This window comes from Achromobacter sp. AONIH1 (assembly GCF_002902905.1).
Classification (GTDB): domain Bacteria; phylum Pseudomonadota; class Gammaproteobacteria; order Burkholderiales; family Burkholderiaceae_B; genus Achromobacter.
This window is the reverse complement of record NZ_CP026124.1, coordinates 4,461,365-4,485,138: the sequence shown is the minus strand read 5'-3', so window position 1 is coordinate 4,485,138 and position 23,774 is coordinate 4,461,365. Positions and strand designations below refer to the sequence as shown.

Sequence of the window (23,774 nt, the reverse complement as noted above, 5' to 3'; positions counted from 1 at the left end):
GTCAAGATAACTGGAGATGCCGTCATGGTTATGGATAGGGCGGGCCGCGCGGTGGCCCAATGGAATCGCGAGCTGCCGGGCCTGGACGTGTCCAGCATGCTGGTGCTGGGCCGCCTCGCCGAATGCGCGCTGGTCATCACTCGCGACCGGATCAACCCCTTGTTCGCGGAATTCGGCCTGCAACCGGGTGAATTCGATGTGCTGGCCACGCTCAGGCGCAGCGGCGCGGCGCAGGGCCTGACCCCGACCGCGCTGTACGAGGACATGATGATCTCGTCGGGCAGCATGACCAACCGCATCGACCGCCTGGAAAGCGCGGGCCTGGTGGAGCGCGTGCCCAATCCCGGCGATGGTCGCGCGACGCTGGTGCGGTTGACCCGCGCCGGCTTGAAACTGATCGATCGGGCGGTGGTCGCGCACGTGCGCAACCAGGCCGAGGTCCTGTCGCCGCTGGACGCGACCGAGCAGCGCCAGCTCGCGGACCTGCTGGGCAAGCTGCTGGGCGCCTACGCCGGCTAGTGACGGATCGCGCGCGGGCGTATGCGCGGGACAGCACGCCAGGATCCACCTCGCTGGCGCTTGCGGCGTTCCGGCCGTAGCTTTCAATCCTCCGCACAATGCGTCAAATGCGTGAAATCCGGGCTTGCCAATATCTCCGGACCTGAACGGCGCCCGACTGACCCGGACGCGCGCCGGTTCTCGGGCCCAACGGCAGCCTCGGAGTCCCCGCGCGATGAAAGCAAGCCGGCACCAGACGGATACGCATTGCCCGCCCGGCCATCGGCAGCGTGGTTTCACGCTGATCGAGATCATGGTGGTGATCGTGATCATGGGCATCCTGGCGGCGCTGGTGGTGCCGCGTCTGCTGGACCGCCCTGATCAGGCGCGCGCGGTCGCCGCGCGCCAGGACATCAGCGCGCTGATGCAGGCGCTCAAGCTCTATCGGCTGGACACCGGCAGCTATCCCAGCACCGAGCAAGGATTGCGCGCGCTGGTGGAGCGGCCCGCTACGGGGCCGGGCGCCAACAGCGCCTGGCGCGCCTATCTGGACCGCCTGCCCAACGATCCCTGGGGCCATCCCTATCAGTACCTGAATCCCGGCGCGCACGGCGAAATCGATGTGTTTTCCTACGGCGCCGACGGCAAGCCGGACGGGGAAGCAGGCAATGCCGACATCGGTTCCTGGCAGCTCTGAGCGCCGCGTCCGGCAGCAAGGCATGGCCGTCATCAGCGCCTTGCTGGTGGTGGCGGCGGTGACCATGATCACCGCCTCGCTGCTGCAACGCCAGGACGCCTTCCTGCGCGGGGTGCAGGCCGCGCAGAACCGCGCCCAGGCCCAGGCGCTGCTGCGCGGCGGCCTGAACCTGGCCCTGCGTCTGATCAAGGAGGATGGCGAGCGCAACGCCACCACGCGCGGCGACGCGCCCTGGGCCGCGCCCATCACCGATGCGCGGCTCGCGGCCACGGCCGGCGGCCAGCCGGTGTTCCTGGGCCGCCTGGAAGACGAGCAGGGCAAGCTCAACCTGCGCAATCTGGTCTTCGAGGGCAAGCTGTATCAGGACGGCGTCGAGGAGCTGGCCCGCCTGTGCCAATCGCTGGGGCTGCGGCCGGAGGTCGCGGACGCCCTGGCGCAGCGCATGCTGGCGTCATTGCCGCCGCCGCATAAAGCTGGCGACGGCGCGGCTTCGGCCCGGCCGGGTGAAGCCGGGCGGCCCAACCTGGCGCCATTTCCGCGCAGCCTGGATGAGCTTGCCGGCGCGCCGGGCGTGGACGCCGGTGTCGTCGCGCGCCTGCGGCCCTATGTCACGGTATTGCCGCGTGTCACCCTGGTCAACGTGAACACCGCCCGGGCCGAAGTGATCGCCGCCCGCGTGCCCGACCTGTCGCTGGAGCAGGCGAAGGCGCTGGTCGCCCAGCGCGATGCCGGCATGTGGTTCGCCACGGAGGGCGATTTCGCCAACAGGTTGAACCTGCCCGGGCAACAGGGCAATCCGGCGCGCGTGGCCGTGCAGAGCAACTGGTTCCGGCTCGCTGGCGCCGCGCGGCTGGGGTCGGCGCTGGTGCCGTTCCAGGCGCTGCTGGCGCGCGGCGCGAAGCCGTGGCCCGAGGTGCTCTGGTCGAGAGAAGGCGCCTGATGCCGGAGATCCGCGTCCTGTTGCCGGCCTTGCGCCTGCTCTCTGCCGACACGCCGCTGCCCTATGCGCTGCGCGAGGGCAAGACCTGGCTGCGATCGGCCACGCCGCGCAGCCTTGCCGAGCTGGCGGGCTTGCACCGGGGCGCGCGCGTGACCGCCTTCGTGCAGCCGGAGGACATGGCGCTGGCCGCCGCGCTCTTGCCGCCGCTGACGCCCGCGCGCTTGAAAGTGGCGGCGGCGGGCGCGGTGGAACTGCTGGCCCTGGGCGACGCCGACGCGCTGCTGGTGGCCCATGGCGCGCGCGCCGCGGACGGGAATGTCTGCCTGGCCTGGATCGCCCGCGAACAGGCGGAACGGGCGCAGGCGCTGATGGAAGGTTGCGGCCTGACGGCAGCGGCTCTTGCGCCGCTGCCGCTATGGCTGCCGCGCACACCCGACGGCTGGACCTTGATGCAGGGAGACGATTGGGTAGCGCTGCGCGCCGGCTCCGATCACGTGGAGATCCATGCGATCGCGCGCGCGGACGTGCCTTCCGGGGATGTTTCCCGCGCGGATACAGGCGCCATGGACTCCGTGGGCGGGCATGCCGCCGGCGCTGACAAGCCGGGCGTGGGCGCGTCGGGAGCCGACATCCCCGGTGTGCAGGCCCTTTTGCGCGCGCTGGAGACCGCCAGACCGGCGCGGATCGTCTGGATCGGCGGGATTCCGCCCTGGTGGCCCCATGACATGCCCGCTGAACAGGGCCGCGAGATCGAGGCTGGCGCCGATGTCGCACCAGGCTGGAATGTAGCGCTGGCCCGCCGCGCGAGCGCCGTGGCCGGATCGTGGCGCGGCGCCATCAAATGGGCCGCCATCGCCGCCACGGTGTGGATCGGCGGCCTGCAGTTGCAGGCCTGGCGCCTTGAACACGGCGTCGCCGAACTGCGCGCGCACGTGCATGGCCGTGTGCAACAGGCGTTCCCCGCCCTGGCCCGCGTGACCGATCCCTTGCGCCAGGTCCGCCAGCAGTTGCAAGGCGGTCCCGGGCAATCGGAGTTCGCGTTCCTGTTGGGCGCAGCCACGCAGCATCTGGCCTTCGCCACCGGCGAAGTGGCCGGCTTGCGCTATGCGGACGGCGCGTTGGATGTGGAGATGGCGCCCGGCGCGCGCCGTGACCCGGCGCCGGAAGGGGGCACGCCGGACTGGATCAAGGCGGCGGCCAAGGACGGCGTATCCGTCGAGCCGCAAGCCGGCGGCTGGCGCCTGCGCCGCGCGCCGCCACAGGGCGCGGCACCCGCGAGCCGCTCATGAGCTTCGCGTTCCGGCCCCTGGCGGCGGCGCCGTTCGCGGCAGGGCGCAAGCGCATCGCGGACTGGCGCGCGCGCGCCGGGAATTATTGGCTCGGACTGGCGCCGCGCGAGCGCCGCATGCTGGCCGGCTGCGCCCTGCTGGCGCTGGCCGCGCTGTGCTGGCTGGCGCTGATCGAGCCTGCGCTGGCCAGGGCCGAGCGCGCGCGCGCCGAACTGACGCGCCTGCGCGGCTTGAGCATCGAGCTGGAAACATTGCTGGCCAGCGCGCCTCGTGAGCAAACCGCGCGCGGCCCGGCGACGGAAGCGTCGCTGCGCCTCGGCCTGGAGCAGGCCGGTTTGCAGGCCGACGTGACGGCGCCCGGCCAGGATGGCCGCTGGCGCCTGAGCCTGGATGACGCGCGGGCCGAACCCTTGTTGCGCTGGCTGCTGACGCAGCCTGGGCGTCTGTCGCTGCGGCCGGACCGGATCGACTTGCGCCGCATCGATGCGCCCGCCGCCGCCGGGTCCAGGCCGGCCGTTACGGTGCTCGAAGTGCCGGGCAAGGGCGCCGTGTCGCCAACCGGGATGTCGCTTCTGGATCAGTACCGCGCATCCATCGAGTTGTCCCCCGCCACCCGGAACGAGAGGTAACACAGTGACGCAGTATCGCTTGCCGCAAGCCGCCCGCACGACGGCCCGGCGCAAGGTCGTGAGCATGGCCGTACTGGCTGCGCTTGCCGGTTGCTCGACGCCGGACGGCGGCCGACGCGCCGACGCGCCGCAGACGGGGCTGGATGGCTTGCCACCGCTGGCCATGACGCTGGCGCCCACCGCGCAGGCCAGGGCGACGCCGGCGCCCGAGGCCGCGCGGGCGCAGCCCTTGCGCACCGCGCAGGCATCGCGCGCCGTGGGCGGCGACAAGCGCGCCGCGCCGCTGTCGGCGCAGGCCGACGCCGGGCAGAAGACCAGCGATACTCCGGCGGCCAACGTCCCGCCGGGCAAACCCGCCGCCGCCGCGCAGGAGGGCGTGCTGCTGAACTTCGTCGACGCCGACATTCCCGCCGTGCTGCGCGTGCTGGCCAAATTCACCGGCAAGCAGTTCCTGGTCGACCCGCGCGTCAAGGGCACGCTGACGCTGGTGTCGCAGGGGCCGGTCGCGCCCGACGCCGCCTACGGCATGCTGCTGGGCGCGCTGCGCATGCAGGGCTACGCGGCGGTCGACGTGGCCGGCGGCACCCGGGTGATGCCGGAAGCCGACGCCAAGCTGCAGGGCGGGCCGGTGCAAAGCGCCGACGCGCCGGCGGGCGGCGGCGTGGTCACGCGGACCTTCCGCCTGAGCTATGAGAACGCGACCGCGCTGGTGCCGGTGCTGCGCCCCATGATCGCGCCCAGCAACAGCATCACGGCCTATCCGGCCAACAACACGCTGGTCATCACCGACTACGCCGACAACCTGGACCGCATCGGCCGCATCATCGCCAGCATCGACAATCCCTCGTCGCTGGTCACCGAAGTCGTCAAGGTGCGGCAGGGCATCGCCGTGGACATCGCAGGCATGGCCTCGGAATTGCTGGACGCTCAGCGCAACGAGGATCCGAGCCAGCGCGTCGTCGTGGTGGCCGACCCGCGCGCCAACAGCGTCATCGTGCGCTCTGGCAGCCCCGGTCGCGCCAAGCTGGCGCGCGACCTGATCCGCCAGCTGGACAGCTCGCAGACGGACCCGGACAACCTGCATGTGGTCTACCTGCGCAACGCCCAGGCCACGCATCTGGCCCGCGTGCTGCGCGGTGTCCTGACCGGAGAGAGCGACGGCGGCGGCGCTGGCGGCGATGCCGCCGCGCGCGCCGCGCTGGGGCCGGGCGGGGCCTTCGGCGGCGGCCTGGGCAACAGCTCGGGCAATGCCAACGGCCAGCAGGCGAATACGTCTGGCGCCAGCGCTTCCGGCGCCGGGCAGAACAACGGCACGGGTGCCGGCGCCCGTAGCGGCTACAACGGCCGGGGCACGGACGCGCTCGGACCCGGCACCACCGGCCGCAAGGGGCAGGACGGCTCCGCATTCTCGGCCAATGGCGTCACGGTGAACGCCGACGCCACCACCAACACGCTGATCATTTCGGCGCCCGAGCCCATGTACCGCAGCCTGCGCAAGGTGATCGACCTGCTGGATCAGCGCCGCGCCCAGGTGCTGGTGGAAAGCCTGATCGTGGAGATCACGGAAAACGACGGCGCGGAGCTGGGCATTCAGTGGCTGGCCGGCGGCGGCCGCGTGTTCGGCGGCGCGAACTTCGGCAAGGACACCTTCACGCCTGGCGGGAAGAATTCCATCCAGGCCTTGCCCAAGGGCGGCCTGAGCATCGGCGTGATCTCGGGCACCATCAACATTCCCGGCGTTGGCGAGGTCGCCAACCTGGGCGTGCTGGCGCGCGCGATGCAGACCAAGGGAGGCAGCAACGTGCTGTCCACGCCGAACCTGCTGACCCTGGACAACGAGCCGGCCTCCATCATGGTGGGCAAGACCGTGCCCTTCGTCAGCGGCCAGTACATCACGCCCGGCAGCACCAACAGCAATCCCTTCCAGACCATCCAGCGCGAGGACATCGGCCTGAAGCTCAACATCCGGCCGCAGATATCCGAGGGCGGCACGGTCAAGCTGGACATCTACCAGGAAGTCAGCAGCATCGACAGGACGGCCGATGTCGCGGCCGGGCTGGTCACCAACAAGCGCGCCATGGACACCAGCGTGCTGTTGGACGACGGCCAGATCATGGTGCTGGGCGGCCTGCTGGAAGACAGCGTCACGAACAGCCGGGACCAGGTGCCGGTGCTGGGCTCCATCCCGGTACTGGGCAGTCTGTTCCGCTATGACACGCGCGGGCGCAGCAAGACCAACCTGATGGTGTTCCTGCGCCCCTACGTGGTGCGCGACTCGGCTGGCGGCATGGGGCTGACCCAGAGCCGCTACAACTACATGCGGCGCGTGCAGAGCCAGGTGCAGCCGGCGGACCATCCGCTGCTGCCCGACATGCGGGCGCCGGTGCTGCCGCCGGCCGGCGTGCCGGTGGCGGGGCAGCCCTATGACTTCCGCGCCGGTTCGCTGGAGCAGACCCTGCGCCGGGAGCCGCCCGCCACGCAGGGCACGACCGAGCCGAGGCAGCTGGCCGCCGTCAAGAGCCCGGCCGATGAGCGCACCGAGGTGCGCACGCGCCTGCCGGCCGGCCTGACCGTCGCCAGCGATCCCGCCGCGCTTTACGGTCAGCCGGATGCCAGGAACACCGTGCTGCAGTTCGCCGACGTGGCCACGGAAGCCGAGGCGACGGCGGTCTCCCGGCGCGTGCAGGTCAGCGGCCTGAAGGCCTACACCCTGTCCGGACCGGGCGGGCAGAGTTACGTGGTGCGCGCCAGCGTGCCGCGCGACCAGCGCTCGGTGGACACCGCGTTGCAGCTGCTGCGCGAGCTGGGCTACCAGCCCGAGATGGTGCTGGGCCTATGAGCGCGCCCGCCGGCGAAGCCGCGCCAGGCGCCGGGACGCGCCTGCCCTATGCCTGGGCGCGCGCGCAGCGGGCCTTGCTGCGCCGCGCGGGTGATGGCGACGAACTGGTCGTCAGCCCGCTGACGCCTTCCTGGGCCATCACCGAAGTGCGCCGCCGCCATGGCCCGGTGCCGCTGCGCCAGGCCGCCGACGCCGAACTGGAGTCCCTGCTGACGGCGGCCTACGCCGACGCCGGCGATGCCGCCGCCGTGGTCGGCGCGGCCGAGAACGAGGTTGACCTGGACCGGTTGATGCACGAGATGCCGGAAGTCACGGACCTGCTCGACGCCCAGGACGACGCGCCCGTCATCCGCATGATCAACGCCTTGTTCACCCAGGCCGCGCGCGACGGCGCCAGCGACATCCACATCGAGCCATTCGAGACGCATTCGGTGGTGCGCTACCGCGTCGACGGCGGCCTGCGCGACGTGGTCAGCCCGCGCAAGGCGCTGCACTCGGCGCTGATCTCGCGCATCAAGATCATGGCCCACCTGGACATCGCCGAGAAACGCCTGCCGCAGGACGGCCGCATCGCGCTGCGCGTGGGCGGCCGGCCCATCGACATTCGCGTGTCCACGGTGCCGACCGGGCATGGTGAGCGCGCCGTGCTGCGACTGCTGGACAAGGAAGCCGGGCGCCTCAAGCTCGAACGCCTGGGCATGGCGCCCGGCGTGCTGGCGGAACTGGACCGCCTGGTGCACCAGCCGCACGGCATCGTGCTCGTGACCGGCCCGACCGGCAGCGGCAAGACCACCACGCTGTACGCCGCGCTGGGCCAGATCGACGCCGCCACCAGCAACGTGCTGACCGTCGAGGATCCGGTGGAATACGACCTGCCAGGCATCAGCCAGATCCAGGTCAACGCCAAGATCGACATGAGCTTCGCCGTGGCGCTGCGCGCCATCCTGCGGCAAGACCCCGACGTCATCATGATCGGCGAGATCCGCGACCTGGAGACCGCCCAGATCGCGGTGCAGGCTTCGCTCACCGGCCACCTGGTGCTGGCCACGCTGCATACCAACGACTCGGTCTCGGCGCTGACCCGCCTGACCGACATGGGCGTCGAGCCCTTCCTGCTGGCCTCGTCGCTGCTGGGCGTGCTGGCCCAGCGCCTGGTGCGCCGACTGTGCCCGGATTGCAAGCGGCCCGCGCCCGAGGGTGGCCATTTCCTGCCGGTGGGCTGTCCGGCCTGCAACCACACCGGCTATCGCGGCCGCACCGGCATCCACGAGCTGTACGTCATCGACGATGAGCAGCGCCGCCTGATCCACGAAGGCGCGGGTGAACAGCAGCTGCGCGTGGCCGCGCAACGCTCCGGCATGAAGGTGATGCGCGAGGATGGCGAGCGCTGGGTCCGCGACGGCCAGACCGCGCCCGAAGAAATCATCCGCGTGACGCGGGACGGGTAGGGGAGAGACCATGGCGAATTTCCGTTTCGAGGCCGCCGACGCACAGGGCGCCATCCAGCGCGGCACGCTGGTGGCCGACTCGGCGCGCTCGGCGCGCGCCCAGCTGCGCGCGCAGGGCCTGACCGCGCTGGAACTGCGCGAGGCCGCCGCCAGGCGCGGCCAGATCGAGCTGTTCGGCCCCAGGCTGTCCGACAGCGACCTGGCCTGGGCCACCCGCCAGCTCGCCAGCCTGCTGGCCGCCGGCCTGCCGCTGGAAGCCGCGCTGACCGCCACCGTCGAACAGGCCGAGAAAAAACACATCACCGATACCTTCACCGCCGTGCGCGCCGATGTACGCGGCGGCCAGCGCTTTTCCGATACGCTGTCCGCGCGCCCGCGCGACTTTCCGCCCATCTATCGCGCGCTGATCAAGGCCGGCGAGGACTCCGGCGACCTGGCGCGCATCATGGAACGGCTGGCCGACTACATCGAGGAACGCAACGCGCTGCGCTCCAAGGTGCTGACCGCCTTCATCTATCCGGCCATCGTCGGCTGCGTCTCGATCTGCATCGTCATCTTCCTGCTGGCCTACGTGGTGCCGCAGGTGGTCAGCGCCTTCTCGCAGGCGCGGCAGGAGCTGCCCTTCATCACCCAGGCGATGCTGGCCGCCAGCGAATACGTGCGCCAATGGGGCGCGCTGAACGCGCTGGTCCTGGTCCTGCTGTTCGGCCTCTGGCGCTGGACACAGCGCGCCGAGGCCGCCCGGCTGGCCTGGCATGCGCGCGTGCTGCGCCTGCCGATGATCGGGCGCTTCGCGCTGGGCGTGAACACCGCGCGCTTCGCGTCCACGCTGGCCATCCTGTCAGACGCCGGCGTGCCGCTGCTGCGCGGCCTGGAAGCGGCGCGCCAGACGCTGGGCAACGAATGCCTGCGCCGCGCCGTGCTCGACGCCACTGCGCGCATCGAAGGCGGTTCGGGCCTGGGCGCGGCGCTGCGGCAGCAGAAAGTGTTCCCGCCGCTGCTGTGCCATCTGGTGTCCAGCGGCGAGAAGACCGGCACGCTGTCGCGCATGCTGGACCGGGCGGCGCAGACGCTGTCGTCGGATATCGAGCGGCGGGCGATGGCGATGACGGCCTTGCTGGAGCCGATCATGATCCTGACCATGGGCGCGGTGGTGCTGGTGATCGTGCTGGCGGTGATGCTGCCGATCATGGAGATCAATCAGATGGTTGGGTGAGGGCGGGCTTATCCCCACATTCTTACCCGACTCCACACCTTTTTTCCCGGCCCTGTCACCTCGCTTGCGCATCATGACTTCAACGCGTCAGGCAGGCTTTTCTCTCCGTAGCCGCAGGGTGCGTTCTTGGATTCATCCGTTCTTTTCTCCACTGGCAGTTCTCTCCGAAACGAGTGCAAGGAGCAAGACATGTTCAACCGCAATTCCCTGGTCGCCGTTCTGTCGGCGGTCGGCCTGATGGCCCTGTCGGGCGCCGCGCTGGCGCAGCAGGTCGTGGTTTCCGGCGGCGCCACGCTGCCCGAGAAGCTGTACAACGACGAAATCACCAACTTCCCCGAAGCGAGCTTCAAGCCTTACAAGGGCGTGGGCAGCGGCGCGGGCAAGACCGCTTTCCTGACGAACAACGCCACCGGCTTCGGCAGCTCGGGTGTGGTGCACTGGATCGGCAGCGATTCCATCCTGACGCAAACGCAGATCAACGACTACCTGACGACCGGCCTGGGCAAGATCGGCAACCCGGTGGGCCACGGTCCGCTGATCCAGATTCCCTCGGTCGCCACCCCGGTGACGGTTTCCTACAAGGGTCCGACGGGCGTCATCACGCTGAACAAGGCCCAGGTCTGCGGCATCTTCTCGGGCAAGTTCACCAAGTGGAGCCAGGTCGGCGTGACCGTCCCCGCCAATCTGAACGACTTCAAGGTCGTGTACCGCAGCGACAGCAGCGGCACCACCGAACTGCTGACCCGCCATCTGCAAGCCGTGTGCGGCGCCGATTCGAACGTGGCCTTCTCGGGCAAGAGCACCTTCGCCCAGGAATTCCCGTCGAACACCCCGCCCGCCACCTTCCTGCCGGCCAACGGCAGCGGCGGCGTGGCGACCGTGATCGGCGGCCAGACTTCCGCCATCACCTACCTCAGCCCCGATCCGGCCTACACCGGCACGCTGAAGCAGGCCAATCTGCGCAACTCGAATGACAATGTCGTCTACAGCCCGACCGCCGACGACGTCAACCTGGCGCTGCAGAACTCGGGTTCCGGCGGCCTGCCGGGCTCGGCTCCCACCGTCACGAATCCGGCCGCGACTGGCTGGAACGACGTGAACAACGCCGGCAACCCGTTCAACTGGATCCGTGCGTCGGTCAACCCGACCAAGGGTTATCCGATCGCCGGCCCCACCAACCTGGTGCTGAGCCAGTGCTACACCAGCGCTGCTGTCGCCAACGACGTCAAGGACTTCCTGACGAAGCACTACGACGCCGGCAACCTGCTGCCGGGCGACCACCTGCTGGTCGCGCTGAGCCAGGATACGCGCGACGCGATCCTCAACACCTTCGTGACGGGCGATGCCAAGAACCTGAACATCGGCAACACGACGGTTTGCGGCAGCTACGCTGGCCGCGGCTAATGGGGCGAGGGCTCCAGCAGCTGTAGGCAAGTCGCGATAGCAGCAGTGTGGACGGCGCATTCCGCGAGTATCGCGGGGTGCGCCGTCTTTTTTCATCGACCTTGCAAGGGCGTTCCGGGCGAACGCCACTCCGCAACTTGTTACGGCACTCCACACCTTTTTTCCCGGCGCTGTCATCTGAATTACACATCATGCGAGTAGCTGTAGCGGTCAGCGCGGCGTCAGCATGCGCGCGGCCGTTATGAATGGGACTAGGCAAGGCCGCCCGACGGGCGGCGGCATTTCACACTAGAGATACGGCATGAATCGACGCGTGGGCTTGACGGCAGGGCGAAAGGGAAAAAACCAGGGGCAGGGCGTGGCGAAGTTCCGGCTTGCGCCGGTCGTGCACGCGATGGCGCTGGCCATGACGGCCGGATCGGCGGCGGCGGCGGGACCGGCCTTCAGCCCCGGCTGGTTCGCCGACAAGCGCGCCACCCAGGCGCAGGCGGCGGCCACGGGCCGGCTGCCGGGCGGCGGCATTGCCGGAATACCGAACGCGCAACGAGAGCAACAGCGCTCGCAGGATCAGCTGCAACGGTCGCTGGTCAACCTGAACCGCACAGCCGCCATGATCGCGGCCCAGCAATCGGCCCAGGCCGCCGCGCGCCAGGCCGCGCTCAACGGTGCGTCGGCGGTGCCTGACGGAATGGCGGAAGGCGGACTGAAGGTGGACCGCAATCCGCTGACGGCGGGTTGGGAGAACGCCAAGGCGCTGACCGACAAGTCGCAGGCTCAGGTGAATGGCCGTACCGTCGTCACGGTGGAACAGACCGGCGAGCGCGCCATCCTGAACTGGGAGACCTTCAACGTTGGCCGCCAGACGACGGTGGCCTTCAAACAGGAAGCGTCCTGGGCGGTGTTGAATCGGGTGAACGATCCCAAGGCCCGCCCCAGCCAGATCCAGGGGCAGATCGACGCGGCTGGCACGGTCATGGTCGTGAATCGGAACGGCATCGTGTTCAGCGGCACCAGCCAGGTCAATACCCGCAACCTGGTCGCCGCCGCGGTGGGCATGAGCGATGCGCAGTTCAGGCAGGGCATCTACAGCGCGAAGGTGGACAGCGGGGTCCAGGAGCGGATGACGCCGGCCTTCGGCAACGATCTGGCCGGCGCCGGCGACGCCGCGACGTTCAGCAAGGCGACGGGCGACGTGCGCGTGGAAGCAGGCGCGCGCATACAGACGGGCAAGCCCGAGTCGGTCACCCAGGGCGGCGGTTACGTGCTGCTCCTGGGGCGGGAGACGCACAATGCCGGTCAGATCACGACGCCGGGCGGCCAGACGCTGCTGGCCGCCGGAGACAGCTTCATCATCCGCAAGGGCCTGGCGTCCGACGCCAACAGCATATCGACGACCCGTGGCAACGAGGTGTCCGCGCGCCGCAGGGCCGACAGTGAAGCAGGGCTGGTGGCGAATACGGGATTGATCCAGGCTCCGACCGGAGACGTGACGCTGACGGGCCATGACGTGCGCCAGCTGGGCGTCGCGGTATCCAGCACCACGGTAACGACGCGCGGCACGGTGCATCTGCTCAACTCGGCCAGCGATACCGGCGGCAAGATCGTGCTGGGCCGCGATTCGGCCACGGCAATTCTACTTGAGGCCGACGGCGGGCGCGCGCTGGATGCCCAGCGCGATGCCTTGCTGCTTCCGGCAAGCGCGGCAGACGGCTATCGCGCGGCGGGACAGGCGTTCGATCATCTTAGCTCCGTGCCGGACCGGCGCGACCAGTCGCGCATCGAGATGACCAGCGGCGGAACGGTGCAGGTGGAAGGCGGCGCGATGGCCCTGGCGACCGGCGGCCAGATCGCGGTGTCCGCCGCGCGGCGCACCCTGCTGGAAAACGGCGCGGTCCTGGACGTGGCCGGCGCTGTCGGCGTCAAGCTCGCCATGGAGTCGAACAACGTCAAAGTCAATATCCAGGGCAACGAACAGCGCGATGCGCCGGTCAGCCGGGACGGCAAGACACTGAACAACACCGATGTCTGGGTGGACAGGCGCACGCTGATCCAGATCGCCAAGGGCGTCAACGGCTACGAGCGGGAGCGCTGGTATACGCCGGGTGGCCTGCTGGAAGTGGGCGGCTATCTGGGCACCACCGAGCATGGCGTCGGCGAATGGGCGGCGGTGGGCGGCATCGTCACCGTGGCGGGCGGCGAGCTGGTGAGTCGCGCCGGCTCCCAGATCAACATCTCCGGCGGCACGCTGGACGTGCAGAGCGGCTATCTCAGGCAAAGCTGGCTGCGCGGCGAGGACGGCCGGCTGTACGAAATATCGCGTGCGCCGGGAGATCTGCTGTACAAGGGCTTGTACAAGGGCTTCGAGGATGTCCATGCGCGTTGGGGCGACAAGGGCACGCGCTATTTCCACAACCCGCTGATCGGGCCGCGCCAGCGCTACGAAGAAGGCTATACCGCCGGCCGCGACGCCGGTCAGCTGGTCGTATCGACGAAAACCGCCGTTCTCGATGGCGACATCATCGGCGAGGCGTTTCAAGGCGTCTATCAAACGCAGGCCAGACAGAACATCGACGCCGGCGTGCGCCAGCAAACGGGCTACCGGCAATCGCAGTTGGCCCGGTCACTGGCAGGCCAGCTGGTCATCGGCGGATACCAGGCCAAGAGCTTCGAACAGAACGGCAAGGTGCGCTGGGGCTACGATCTGTATGCCACGACGGGAAATATCTCTATCCAGGACGGACAGCCATCCGGCGCGCTGGCAGTCAACCTGGACGATCCCTTGCCAGCGCTTGGAAACGGCCGCATTTCCCTGGACGCCGGCAGGCTGAACGGTATCGGTCTGGGGCAGATCACCGCCGTCGCGTCGGAGTCCGTGTCGGTGAAAAGCCGCCTGCGCGTGGCGAATGGCGGCCAGATAGAGCTGTATGCGCCTGACGTGGCGATTGCGTCGGACCTGAGCGCGCGTAGCGGTCGCATCGCGGCGGGCAATGTGTACGAAGGCATCGATCGGGATGCCATGATTCCAGCGGTCGCCAACGCGTCGGCCCGCCTGATCGTTGCGCCGGGCGTACTGCTCGACGTCAGCGGCGCGTGGGTCAACGCAAGGCGCGATCCCGCGACAGCCGGCGACCTGGCATATCGCAACGGCGGACAGATCGTATTGCGTGGCACCGAGGACGTGCGGGTCGGGAAAGGCAGCGTGCTGAATGCGGATTCCGGCGCCGCAATCGCCGCATCCGGCAAATTGATCGGCGGCCGGGGCGGCGACGTCAGAGTGGAGTTGGCTCTTTCCCCGGATGGCAGCGCGCCCGCGCCCGGTCGCGTCGGCGTCACGTTCGATGGCACGGCCCATGCCTATGGCGTGACGGGTGGCGGCACCTTCAGGCTGTCCAGCGACAAGGTGCGGATCGGCGGTGCGGGCGCGGCGCAGCCTGGCGTCATCGTATTGTCCGAAAGTCTGTTCGCGCAGGGATTCTCGCGCTATGAGATCAACGGCAATGCCGGCCTGGAGATCGCCGATGGCGCCATGGTCCGCCCCGTCATGCCGGTTTATCGTCCGCGTTCAGTCAACCCTGACGCCGGTGCTTCCAGCGTGGCCGACGCGCTGGAACTGTGGACGCCTCCCGTGTTCCAGGAGGACCCGCTCGCGGGACGCATGTCCCAGCGCCTGGGCGCCAGCGTGTCCCTGAGCGCCTTCGCGCCGTACCAGCCCAAGTCCGAAGGCGGCCTGCGCATCGGCGCGGGCGCGCTGGTCGAGGTGGACCCCGGCCAGGTGATCCAGCTGCAGTCGCGCGGCATGTTGCGCATCAGCGGAACCCTGCGCGCGCCGGGCGGCCGTATCGAGGCGGCGCGAGGGGCGGACCCGGTTGTCGGCATCCAGCTGCAGAAGGGCGGACTGTCAAATTCGATCTGGCTGGACGGGCAGGCGCGGCTGGATGTCGCGGGCATCTCGGCGACCGGGATAGACACGGCGGGACGCCAATACGGTTTGCAGCGGGACGGCGGACGCATCGCGCTGGACGGCGAATTCGTCGTGATCCGCCCCGGGGCGGTGCTGGACGCGTCGGGAACGCGCATGGATGTCGATGTCCCGATGCCGGGCGCGGCGGCCGTTCACACGCGCATCGGAGGCAAGGGCGGAGAAATCGCGCTGTCCGCGACGGCAGGGCTCTATCTCGACGGCGACATGCGGGCCGCGGGCGGCACGCCGGATGCGCCGGGCGGCAAGCTCTCGCTTCGCTTGGAAACGCCACTCTATGACGCAGGTACGCCAGATGAAATGATCCGCCCCAGGGAGCTGGTGGTCGCCCAAGCCGGCGGGGCCAGCCTGCTGCCCGTCGGCGCGCGGCCGGATTCGGTCACGCTGAGCTATGGCCAGGGCCGCATCGGCGTCGATCAGATCCTGGCCGGCGGCTTCGACGAAGTGTCGCTGATGGCGCGGGACCTCGTCACTTTCGATGGCAATGTGGATCTGGGCTTGCGCCGGGCCATCAACCTGTATGAAGGCGCGCTCGGCAATACGCGGGCCGGCGCCACGGTTCGCCTCGCCGCGCCCTACGTGCTGCTGAGCGGACGCACCAGTCTGCTTCCCCCGTCGACTCCGCCTCTGCCGGTATTCGCCTCGTTGGAAGAATGGCGGGCGTCAGGGCAAGGAGACGCCGCGCGGCTCGGCGTTGAAGCAGACCATATCGACATCCGCGATTTCGTCCGCACGGGCATCCAGGGCGCGGTCACGCTCAATGGCGGCATGACACAAACCGTGGACCGCCGTGGCTACGGCCTGGTCGAACTACGCAGCCGGGGCGATCTGCGTTTTCTGTCCTCGACGGCGGCCACCCCGGCTTCGCTGCCATTCGGCGGCTTTCCCTCGGCCGGCGCCATGCTCGCCAGCGGCGACCTGTTGTTGGCGGCGCAGCGCATCTATCCCGCGACGGGTTCCGCCGGCCTCGCGGTGGCCGGCGTCAGGGATGCGAATACCTTTGACCCGGAGCGCGCATTGCGGGTGCAACGCGTGGACGGGTCCCTGTCCGCCGTCACGCCGCTGTCGGCGTTCGGCAGGCTGGCGCTCATGGCGCCGACGGTGGAGCAGGGCGGCGTCCTGTATGCGCCGCTGGGCGCGATACAACTGGGCTCGACCGGCGCCAACATCAATCGCAGCGTGCGGCTGCTGCCGGGCAGCCTGACGTCCGTCAGCGCCAGGGGCGCGACGATACCCTATGGCGGCACGGTCGACGGATTGAGCTACCTGTACAACGGCGCGACCGTCGAGCTTGGCTCGGTAGGGGGCAAGAACGGCATCGGCAACATGGAACACGGCGTGGTGCTTACGGGCCGCTCGTTCAGCGTGGATCCGGGCGCGGTGATCGATGTTTCCGGCGGCGGCACGCTGGCCGGCGCGGCATTCGTCAGCGGACGAGGCGGCTCCACGGATCCCATGTACCACCCGCTGCCCCGGTTCGACCCGCCATCAGGCCAATTCGAACTGCCGACGCTGGACGCCCGCCCGGTCTATGCCATCTTGCCAGGGTTGCCCGACCGGTATGCGCCGCTGGCGCCGAGGGATGCCTCCGCCGGCTACGCGGGATCCCGGCCATTGCCCGGAGAAACCATCACCATCGGCGCGGGCGTGCCCGGTCTGGCGGCGGGCACCTATACGCTGCTCCCCGCGTACTACGCGCTCCTGCCCGGCGCTTTCCGCGTCGAGGTTGGGGCGAATGCGCAGCCGTTCGCGCCTGTCGGCCTGCGCGGCGGATCCTGGACGGTGACGGCGACGCGCGGGCTGGCCGGCACGGGCACCGGCGACGGCTGGCCCCGTCAGGCGCTGATCACGCCGGGCGACGTGTTGCGCCGGCACGCGCAATACAACGAGATGGACTACCAGGCCTACGTCTTGGCGGACGCGACGCGCAAGGGGCTGCCGCGTGCGTGGTCGCCTCAGGATGTCTCTGCGCTCGAACTGCGATTCCTCTCGGACGCGGACAGCGCAGGCGCGACGGCGTTCCGATTCGAAGGCGTGATGCGCGCCAACCGAGGCGCGCAGGGCTATGGCGGCCAGGTAATCGTGCGTGCGGACCAGCCGCTGGAAATCGTGAAGGACGGCGCCACGCCCGGATTCCTGGGCGCCTCGGTCCGGGCGGCCGATATCAACGCCTTGGGCGCCGATCGCATTTCCATCGGAGGCTCGACCGCTCAATCCTCGATCAGCCCGGACCGGTTGAGATTCGACGTGCGCGGCGACGATATCTACCTGCGCAGCGGAGCGCTGCTGCGAGCTCCCGAAGTCCTGCTGATGACATCGGACACCAAATCGATCGTGGTGGAGCGCGGAGCCATCATCAATACGCTGGGCATGGGCGCCGCGCCCTACGACTCGCGCAACGGCTATCGCTACGGCCAATCCGACAGCAGCGTGAATGTGCTGGCGGTGTCCAACGGCTGGCTGGATTTCGCCAATGGCGTCAGCAGTCAGGAGGCGGGGATCGAACTGGGCGCGGACTGCGCCGTCGCGGCTTGCGCGGCGCCCGCACGTCTCTATTCGGACGGCACGATCGCCATCGGCACCAGCAACCTGATTGTCCACGATGCGCTGCGCTACGGCACGCGCAATCTGGTGCTGGCGGCGAACAGCCTGAACGTGGGCAACGAGGCGGCGCTGGCCGACGCTGCCGCGCGCGGCGTGCTGCCGCCGGGGTTGCGACTGTCGCAGACCCTGTTGAGCCGCCTGTTGATCGGCGATCGGGAAATGGGCGCGCCGGCGTTGGAGCGCGTCATTTTCTCAATGAAGAACTCGGTCAATTTCTTCGGTTCGGTGAATCTGAGCACGCTGGATCCCACCACCGGAAAATCCAGCCTGCAGCAACTGGTGTTCAATACGCCTGCCATGTATGGACTGGGCGCGGCCGGCGATGTCGCGAGCGTGAGCACCGACACGCTGGTTTGGAACGGCGTGGCGGATGCGCCCGCGGGGGACATCGTTGCCGGCGGGGCCGGAACCGGACTCGGTCGTCTGGATCTGCGCGCCCGCCGCATCATGCTGGGCGATGCCAACGGAACGCCGTTGACGCCGCATCTGAACATGAAACGCCTCGCGCTGGGTTTCTCCCAGGTGACCCTGGACGCGACGGAACGCATTTCCGCGAACGGTGAAGGCAGTGTGGGCGTCTATCAGTCTCGCGGGAGTTACTCGAACGGCGCGTTTTCCTATTCGGGCGGCGACCTGGTGCTGCGCACGCCGCTGCTGACAGGCGAAGCCGCGTCCGTGTCCCGCATCACGGCCGGCGGCGCGCTGCGCCTGTCGGGTGCGGGACAGGCGGTCGGCGCCGCGGCCATCGGCGGATCGTTGTATCTGGTCGCGGACAGCGTCACGCTGGACAGCGCCATCGCCTTGCCCAGCGGCAAATTGAGCGTGCGGGCCGAACGGGACATCACGCTGGGCGACGGCGCGCGCATCGACATGGCCGGGCGCGGCACGACGCTGTTCGACCAGACCCGTTACAGCTGGGGCGGCGATGTCGAGCTGGAAAGCAAGTCGGGCAACATAATTCAGTCGGCCGGATCGGTCGTGGACGTTTCCGCCGCCTATAACCACGCAGGCAGCCTGCGCGCGTCGGCCACGGGCGCGACGGCCGGCCTGATCGCGCTGCGAGGCCAACTGCTGGGCAGCGCCAGCGGCGAATACGATGCCGGCGGCACCTATGTGCCCTTCGAAAACGGCGGCATCCAGCTGAAAGGGCAATCCATCGAGGATTTCGGCGGTCTGAATCGCCGCCTCACCCAGACCGGCGTCACCGGATCCCGCAGTTTCCAGACCAGGATCGGGGACCTGACGGTCGGCGACGAAGTCCGCGCCCGGCACGTCGTCATCGCCGCCGACGGCGGCAGCCTGCGCATCAATGGCAAGATCGACGCCAGCGGCGCACAGGTGGGCAGCATCCGGCTCGCGGCCATGAACGATCTGGTTCTCAACGGGCTGCTTGATGCGCACGGAACGCTGCTGCGCGTCGACAGCGCCGGCGCCATCATCGACAGCCCGAACCGCGCCGTGATCGATCTGACGTCGCGCAAGGGACGGCTGATCCTGGCGGCGGGCGCGGAAATGGACCTTCGCGCCGGCACCGCGGCACCCGCGGGGACGGGCCCTGGCAGGAACGACGGCCGCGCCCGCGGCACCGTCGATTTGAACGCCTCCCGCATCGGCGCCAACGACGTCGCCTTGGACGTGCTGGGCGCGCCCCGCATCGCGGGCGCGATGCGCGTGGCGGTCAATGCGTTCGACTACGCCACCTACATCGATGCGCCGGCCGCCGGCGTGCCCGATGTCAACGGCAGGCGACCCCAGCAGATCACCCAGGCCTATCTCGATCGTGTCCACCGGGACAATACGACATACATGAACGGGGCGTTGAACAACGCCGCGCTGTCCGGCCGGCTTGCCGCCCTGGGACCGTACCGTCTGCGTCCCGGCGTGGAAATCAGCAGCGCGACGGCCGACGGCGACCTGACGATCAGCGGGGACCTGGACCTGTCCGGCTATCGCTATGGTCCGGGCGCGGATCCGTCCAACCCGGCCCGGCGCGGCATGGGCGAGCCCGGCGTTCTGTTGATACGGGCCAAGGGCAATCTCAATGTCTACGGCAGCATCAACGACGGTTTCGCACCGCCCCTGAGCACGGATGAAGACAGCCGCGCATGGAGGCTGGTGGGCCGGCTGGCGACGAACAATCCGAACGGCGTGGATCTGTGGCAGCAGAGCATCATCGTGCCCAAGAGCATCACCCTGCGAGGCGCCGCGGCTGGCGTCACCACGACGTTTCCCAATGTCGAGGGAGAATCGCTGAACTTCGACGCGCCGCTGCGCTCCAGCGTCATCAAGGCCCGCGTGCGCATGCCGACCGAGGTCCAACTCGAGAGTTATTTCAACCTGCGCGCTGGCACGGTGCTGGGCGGCGCGGTCACCACGCCCGACGGCACGGTCTACGCCGCGGGTACCATCGTCGCCGCCAACCTGCTGCTGGAGCCGGGAACCACGCTGGCCGCCGGCTTCATGGCTGACCAGAGCATTACGGTGGCGCCTTTCACCCTGCCCAAGGGCACGTCGCTGGGCATCTTCGACATGCAGCCTGCGCTGTCGAGCAACCTGACCCTGGCGCCGGGTTCCTATCTGCCATCGGGTTCGACGTTGCGCTTTGCCGGCAGCAGCGTGCCCCTGCGCGATCTGGACGCCAATGGCAAGCAGGGCCGCATCTGGGCCGTCGCGCCCATGTTGCCCGCCGGTACCGAGTCGTGGAGCCTTCGGCTGGCCGGCGGCGCGGATCTGGCGTCGGCCGACACGCGCGCCTTGCTGCCGTCCATGCAGCTGGCCGGTGGCGGTCAGGTCCGGTTGGCGGATCTGCATTATCAGCAGGACCTGTCGGGAGGACGGCTGGGCGAATCGCCCATTTTCAGCGTCATCCGAACCGGGAAGGGCGACCTGGACATCCTGTCCGGCGGCGACTTCCGCCAGACCTCGTTCTACGGCATCTACACGGCAGGCACGCAGTCCGGCCCCGTGCGGGATCACGATGGCAACCCCGTCCTCAATGCCCTGGGGCAGGACGCCTACAACCTGAAGCGGGCCAGCGATCCGGACCAGTCCCTGGCGAATGGCCGCGAGTCCGTCCTGGGCGCGGGGTCGGCCCGCTACGAACCGCTGGTGACGGGCGGTCAGTACGCCGCCTGGTACCCGGAGCAGGGCGGCAACGTCTATATCGGCGTGCAGGGCAATATGCGTGCCGCCACCCGGGGCATCGCCAGCGGGCCGGAGCTGTCCGACAAGCGCGGATCGGGCTGGATGAGCGGAGGCTACACGGGTACCTGGCTGTGGCGGCAGGGCGGCGAGGACCTGGGGCAGCGCACCGCGTGGTGGATCAATTTCGGCACGTATGTGCCGACCGCGTTCTATTCTTCCATTCGCCAGCCGGGCGTCACGATAGAAGGCTTCACCGGCATTGGCGCGCTGGGCGGCGGCAATGTGGATGTCGCGGTGGGCGGCGATGCGGGGATCCAGAGAAAGCCCGGCAGCACATCCTCCTTCCGTTTCCCTTATAGCGACGGCCTGGTGCTGGCGGTGGGAAGCACGGGACGGATCACGCCGGACGGCGCCCGCGTCACGACGGGCGGGGGAGACCTCAGCCTGAAGGTGAACGGCGCGTTGAATCCCGTGGCGACGTCCAGCTACGATGCCGCCGGCGCCGTCAATGGCGGGGTCACGAGCGACATGAACGGCGTGCTGACGAACCTGCGCGGCGCTCTGGACGTGTCTGCACGTAGCATCGGGCGTGTGGATCCCATGCGGATGGTGCCCGATCCGTCGGATTCGCGGCCCATGAATACGGATTCACCGACGCTGGGCCTGCCCTCGGGGGGCATAGTCATTGTGCCGGGGGACGCCACGGCGCGCCTGTCAACGAACAGCGATCTGGTGCTGGGTGGCGTCGGCGACGCCGGCCGCAACCGGCCTCTTGGCGGTACGCGCCTCATCAGCGGCGGCACGGAAATCGGCGGCGGCGCGCAGAGCTGGTTCAGCTTGTGGACCGATCGCACGAGCATCGACCTTCATGCCGCCGGCGGATCGCTGACGCCGATCTCGACTCAGCATGTCGACGGCACCAACGCATTTCCATTGATGTTCAACAGCGGGTTGATGGGCGAGAGTTTTCTCTATCCGTCCCGCTTCAGTGCGGTCGCATCGGCCGGCAGCATCTACTACGCTCCCCGGAAGGATACGGCCGGCGCGGCGTGGACCTTCGCGCCGGGCCCCAACGGCCGGGTGGAACTGTTCGCCGCCCGTTCGCTCAACGCTGGCGGCATGCCGACTGAAATGTCGGGCGCGGCCCCCGCCGTCATGCCGACGCCGGAGCGGCCCGCCTATCTCGTCGAATGGAATGTCGGCGGGTCGGCCATCCGGAAGACCAACGCCATCGCGCCTCCCGGCGCCTTGTTCGCTTTCGGGCTCGACACGGCGGCAGGACGGGCGCCGCAGTCCGACGCCGGCATCGCCCGCTACTACGCGGGCATGGACATCGTTGGCCTGCAGACAGGCAGCCTGGTGACGTCCATCGATGGCAATCAGTATCGCGCCGCCCGTCCGGCTTGGATCCAGGCTGGCCGCGACATCGTCAACCTCAAGGGCCTGATCCTCAACCAGCGACCCAACGACGTTTCCCGGATCGCCGCCGGCCGCGACATTCTCTACGCCAATGTCGATATTGCCGGGCCGGGCTGGCTGGAGATCATCGCCGGCCGCAACCTGACACAGGAAGACAGGGGCCGCCTGGGCAGCGTCGGCCTGATCGACGGCAAGCCCGCCACCGGCAAGGGCGGCGCCGGCATCGTCGTCAGCGTCGGCGGCGAGGGCGACTACACCGCCTTCGCCCGGCGCTACCTCGACCCCGCCAATCGCGCCGACCCCGGCCAGACCCTGGCCAGCCAGCCAGGCAAGGCCATCAAGACCTACGAGCGCGAACTGGCCGACTGGCTGCGCGCGTTCCAAGGCTACGACGGCCCGGCCGACCAGGCGCGCGCCTACTTCGACGCGCTGCCGCCGGAGCAGCAGCGCATCTTCCTGCGCCAGGTCTACTACGCCGAGCTGACCCAGGGCGGGCGCGAGTACAACGACGCGGCGGGGCCGCGCCCCGGCAGCTACGTGCGCGGCCGGCAGGCCATCGCCTCGCTGTTCCCCGAAGCCGACGCGCAGGGCCGCCCGATCCGCTACCAGGGCGACATCACCCTGTTCGGCGGCTCCGGCATCCAGACGCTGTTCGGCGGTCCGATCCACCTGCTGGCGCCGGGCGGCAAGATGATCTTCGGCGTGGAAGGGATGGCGCCGCCGTCGACCGCCGGCGTGGTGACGCAGGGCGCGGGCGACATCCAGATGTACGCCAAGGGCAGCATCCTGCTGGGGCAGAGCCGGGTCATGACCACGTTCGGCGGCCACATCATGGGCTGGTCGGCGGAAGGCGACATCAACAGCGGCCGAGGCGCCAAGAGCACGGTGGTCTACACGCCGCAGCGCCGGCTGTACGACGCCGTGGGCAACGTCAGCCTGTCGCCGACGGTGCCCAGCACCGGCGCCGGCATCAGCACGCTGAATCCGATCCCGGAAGTGCCCAAGGGCGACGTCGACCTGGTCGCGCCGCTGGGCACGGTGGATCCGGGCGAGGCCGGCATCCGCGTGTCGGGCAACATCAACATCGCCGCGCTGCACGTGGTCAATGCCGCCAACATCCAGGTCCAGGGCGAATCCAAGGGCATCCCGGCGACGGCGACGGTGAACACCGGCGCGCTGACCTCGGCCAGCTCGGCCGCGTCGTCGGCCACGCAAAGCGCACAGGATATGACGCGGCAACAGCAGGCATCCGCGCGCCAGAACCTGCCGTCCATCATCTCGGTGCAGATCCTGGGCTACGGCAACGAGCCGGCGTCCGGAGCGACCGGGGAGGGCGCGGCGCCCGCCGGACAGCCGCCACGGCGCGACGGCAGCGCCAGCGGCTACGACCCGCGCAGCGTCTTCCAGATGCTGGGCAACGGCGACATCCCGGAAGCGCAGCGGGCAAGGCTCACGGACGCCGAACGGCGCAGGCTGTCGGGAGGCTGAAGCGGGCGCCGTTCCTGTCACGCGGCAGTCATACGCCATTACTACATTGCCTGTTCACCGATCGCCACCGCGTCCGGCCGGCTCCCGGCCCGCCGGACGCGGCATGGGCGGGGCGCTTGCGCGGCAGGCGCGTGGCGCTCCGTCCTTGGGGGCAGCAAGCGCACCGCGTGCGTGCGGCGT

Annotated in this window: 10 protein-coding genes; all 10 read left to right on the top strand. The window is 69.3% G+C overall.

What is annotated here, in order from left to right; translation table 11 throughout:
- The first annotated feature begins 30 nt into the window (after positions 1-30).
- The 10 genes from C2U31_RS20525 to C2U31_RS20480 all read left to right on the top strand — a co-directional run bounded on the left by C2U31_RS20525 (position 31) and on the right by C2U31_RS20480 (position 23,594).
- Complete coding sequence (locus C2U31_RS20525; RefSeq protein WP_103274468.1) at positions 31-519, top strand: MarR family winged helix-turn-helix transcriptional regulator; 489 nt, start codon at positions 31-33, stop codon at positions 517-519.
- A 214-nt stretch (positions 520-733) separates the two neighbouring features.
- Positions 734-1,195: a type II secretion system major pseudopilin GspG gene (gene gspG, locus C2U31_RS20520; RefSeq protein ID WP_103274467.1), complete on the top strand. Its 462-nt coding sequence runs from the start codon at positions 734-736 to the stop codon at positions 1,193-1,195.
- 22 nt (positions 1,196-1,217) lie between these two features.
- Complete coding sequence (gene gspK / locus C2U31_RS20515; protein ID WP_103274466.1) at positions 1,218-2,135, top strand: type II secretion system minor pseudopilin GspK; 918 nt, start codon at positions 1,218-1,220, stop codon at positions 2,133-2,135.
- Entirely contained in the window at positions 2,135-3,424 is a 1,290-nt protein-coding gene (gspL, locus tag C2U31_RS20510) for a type II secretion system protein GspL (RefSeq protein ID WP_103274465.1), read from the top strand. The genes gspK and gspL overlap by 1 nt, the downstream gene beginning before the upstream one ends.
- Positions 3,421-4,053, top strand: a complete 633-nt coding sequence (gene gspM / locus C2U31_RS20505) for a type II secretion system protein GspM (protein ID WP_103274464.1) — start codon at positions 3,421-3,423, stop codon at positions 4,051-4,053. Before gspL ends, gspM begins: the two co-directional genes overlap by 4 nt.
- 4 nt (positions 4,054-4,057) lie before the next feature.
- Entirely contained in the window at positions 4,058-6,892 is a 2,835-nt protein-coding gene (gene gspD, locus C2U31_RS20500; RefSeq protein ID WP_233772436.1) for a type II secretion system secretin GspD, read from the top strand.
- Entirely contained in the window at positions 6,889-8,340 is a 1,452-nt protein-coding gene (gspE, locus tag C2U31_RS20495; protein ID WP_103274463.1) for a type II secretion system ATPase GspE, read from the top strand. The genes gspD and gspE overlap by 4 nt, the downstream gene beginning before the upstream one ends.
- A 10-nt stretch (positions 8,341-8,350) precedes the next feature.
- Complete coding sequence (gspF, locus tag C2U31_RS20490; RefSeq protein ID WP_103274462.1) at positions 8,351-9,556, top strand: type II secretion system inner membrane protein GspF; 1,206 nt, start codon at positions 8,351-8,353, stop codon at positions 9,554-9,556.
- A gap of 189 nt (positions 9,557-9,745) precedes the next feature.
- Positions 9,746-10,960, top strand: coding sequence for a substrate-binding domain-containing protein (locus C2U31_RS20485; RefSeq protein WP_103274461.1), 1,215 nt, complete (start codon positions 9,746-9,748; stop codon positions 10,958-10,960).
- 301 nt (positions 10,961-11,261) lie between these two features.
- Positions 11,262-23,594 carry a filamentous haemagglutinin family protein gene (locus tag C2U31_RS20480; protein ID WP_103274460.1) on the top strand — a complete coding sequence of 4,111 codons (12,333 nt, stop codon included), beginning with the start codon at positions 11,262-11,264 and terminating at the stop codon, positions 23,592-23,594.
- Positions 23,595-23,774: the final 180 nt, after the last annotated feature.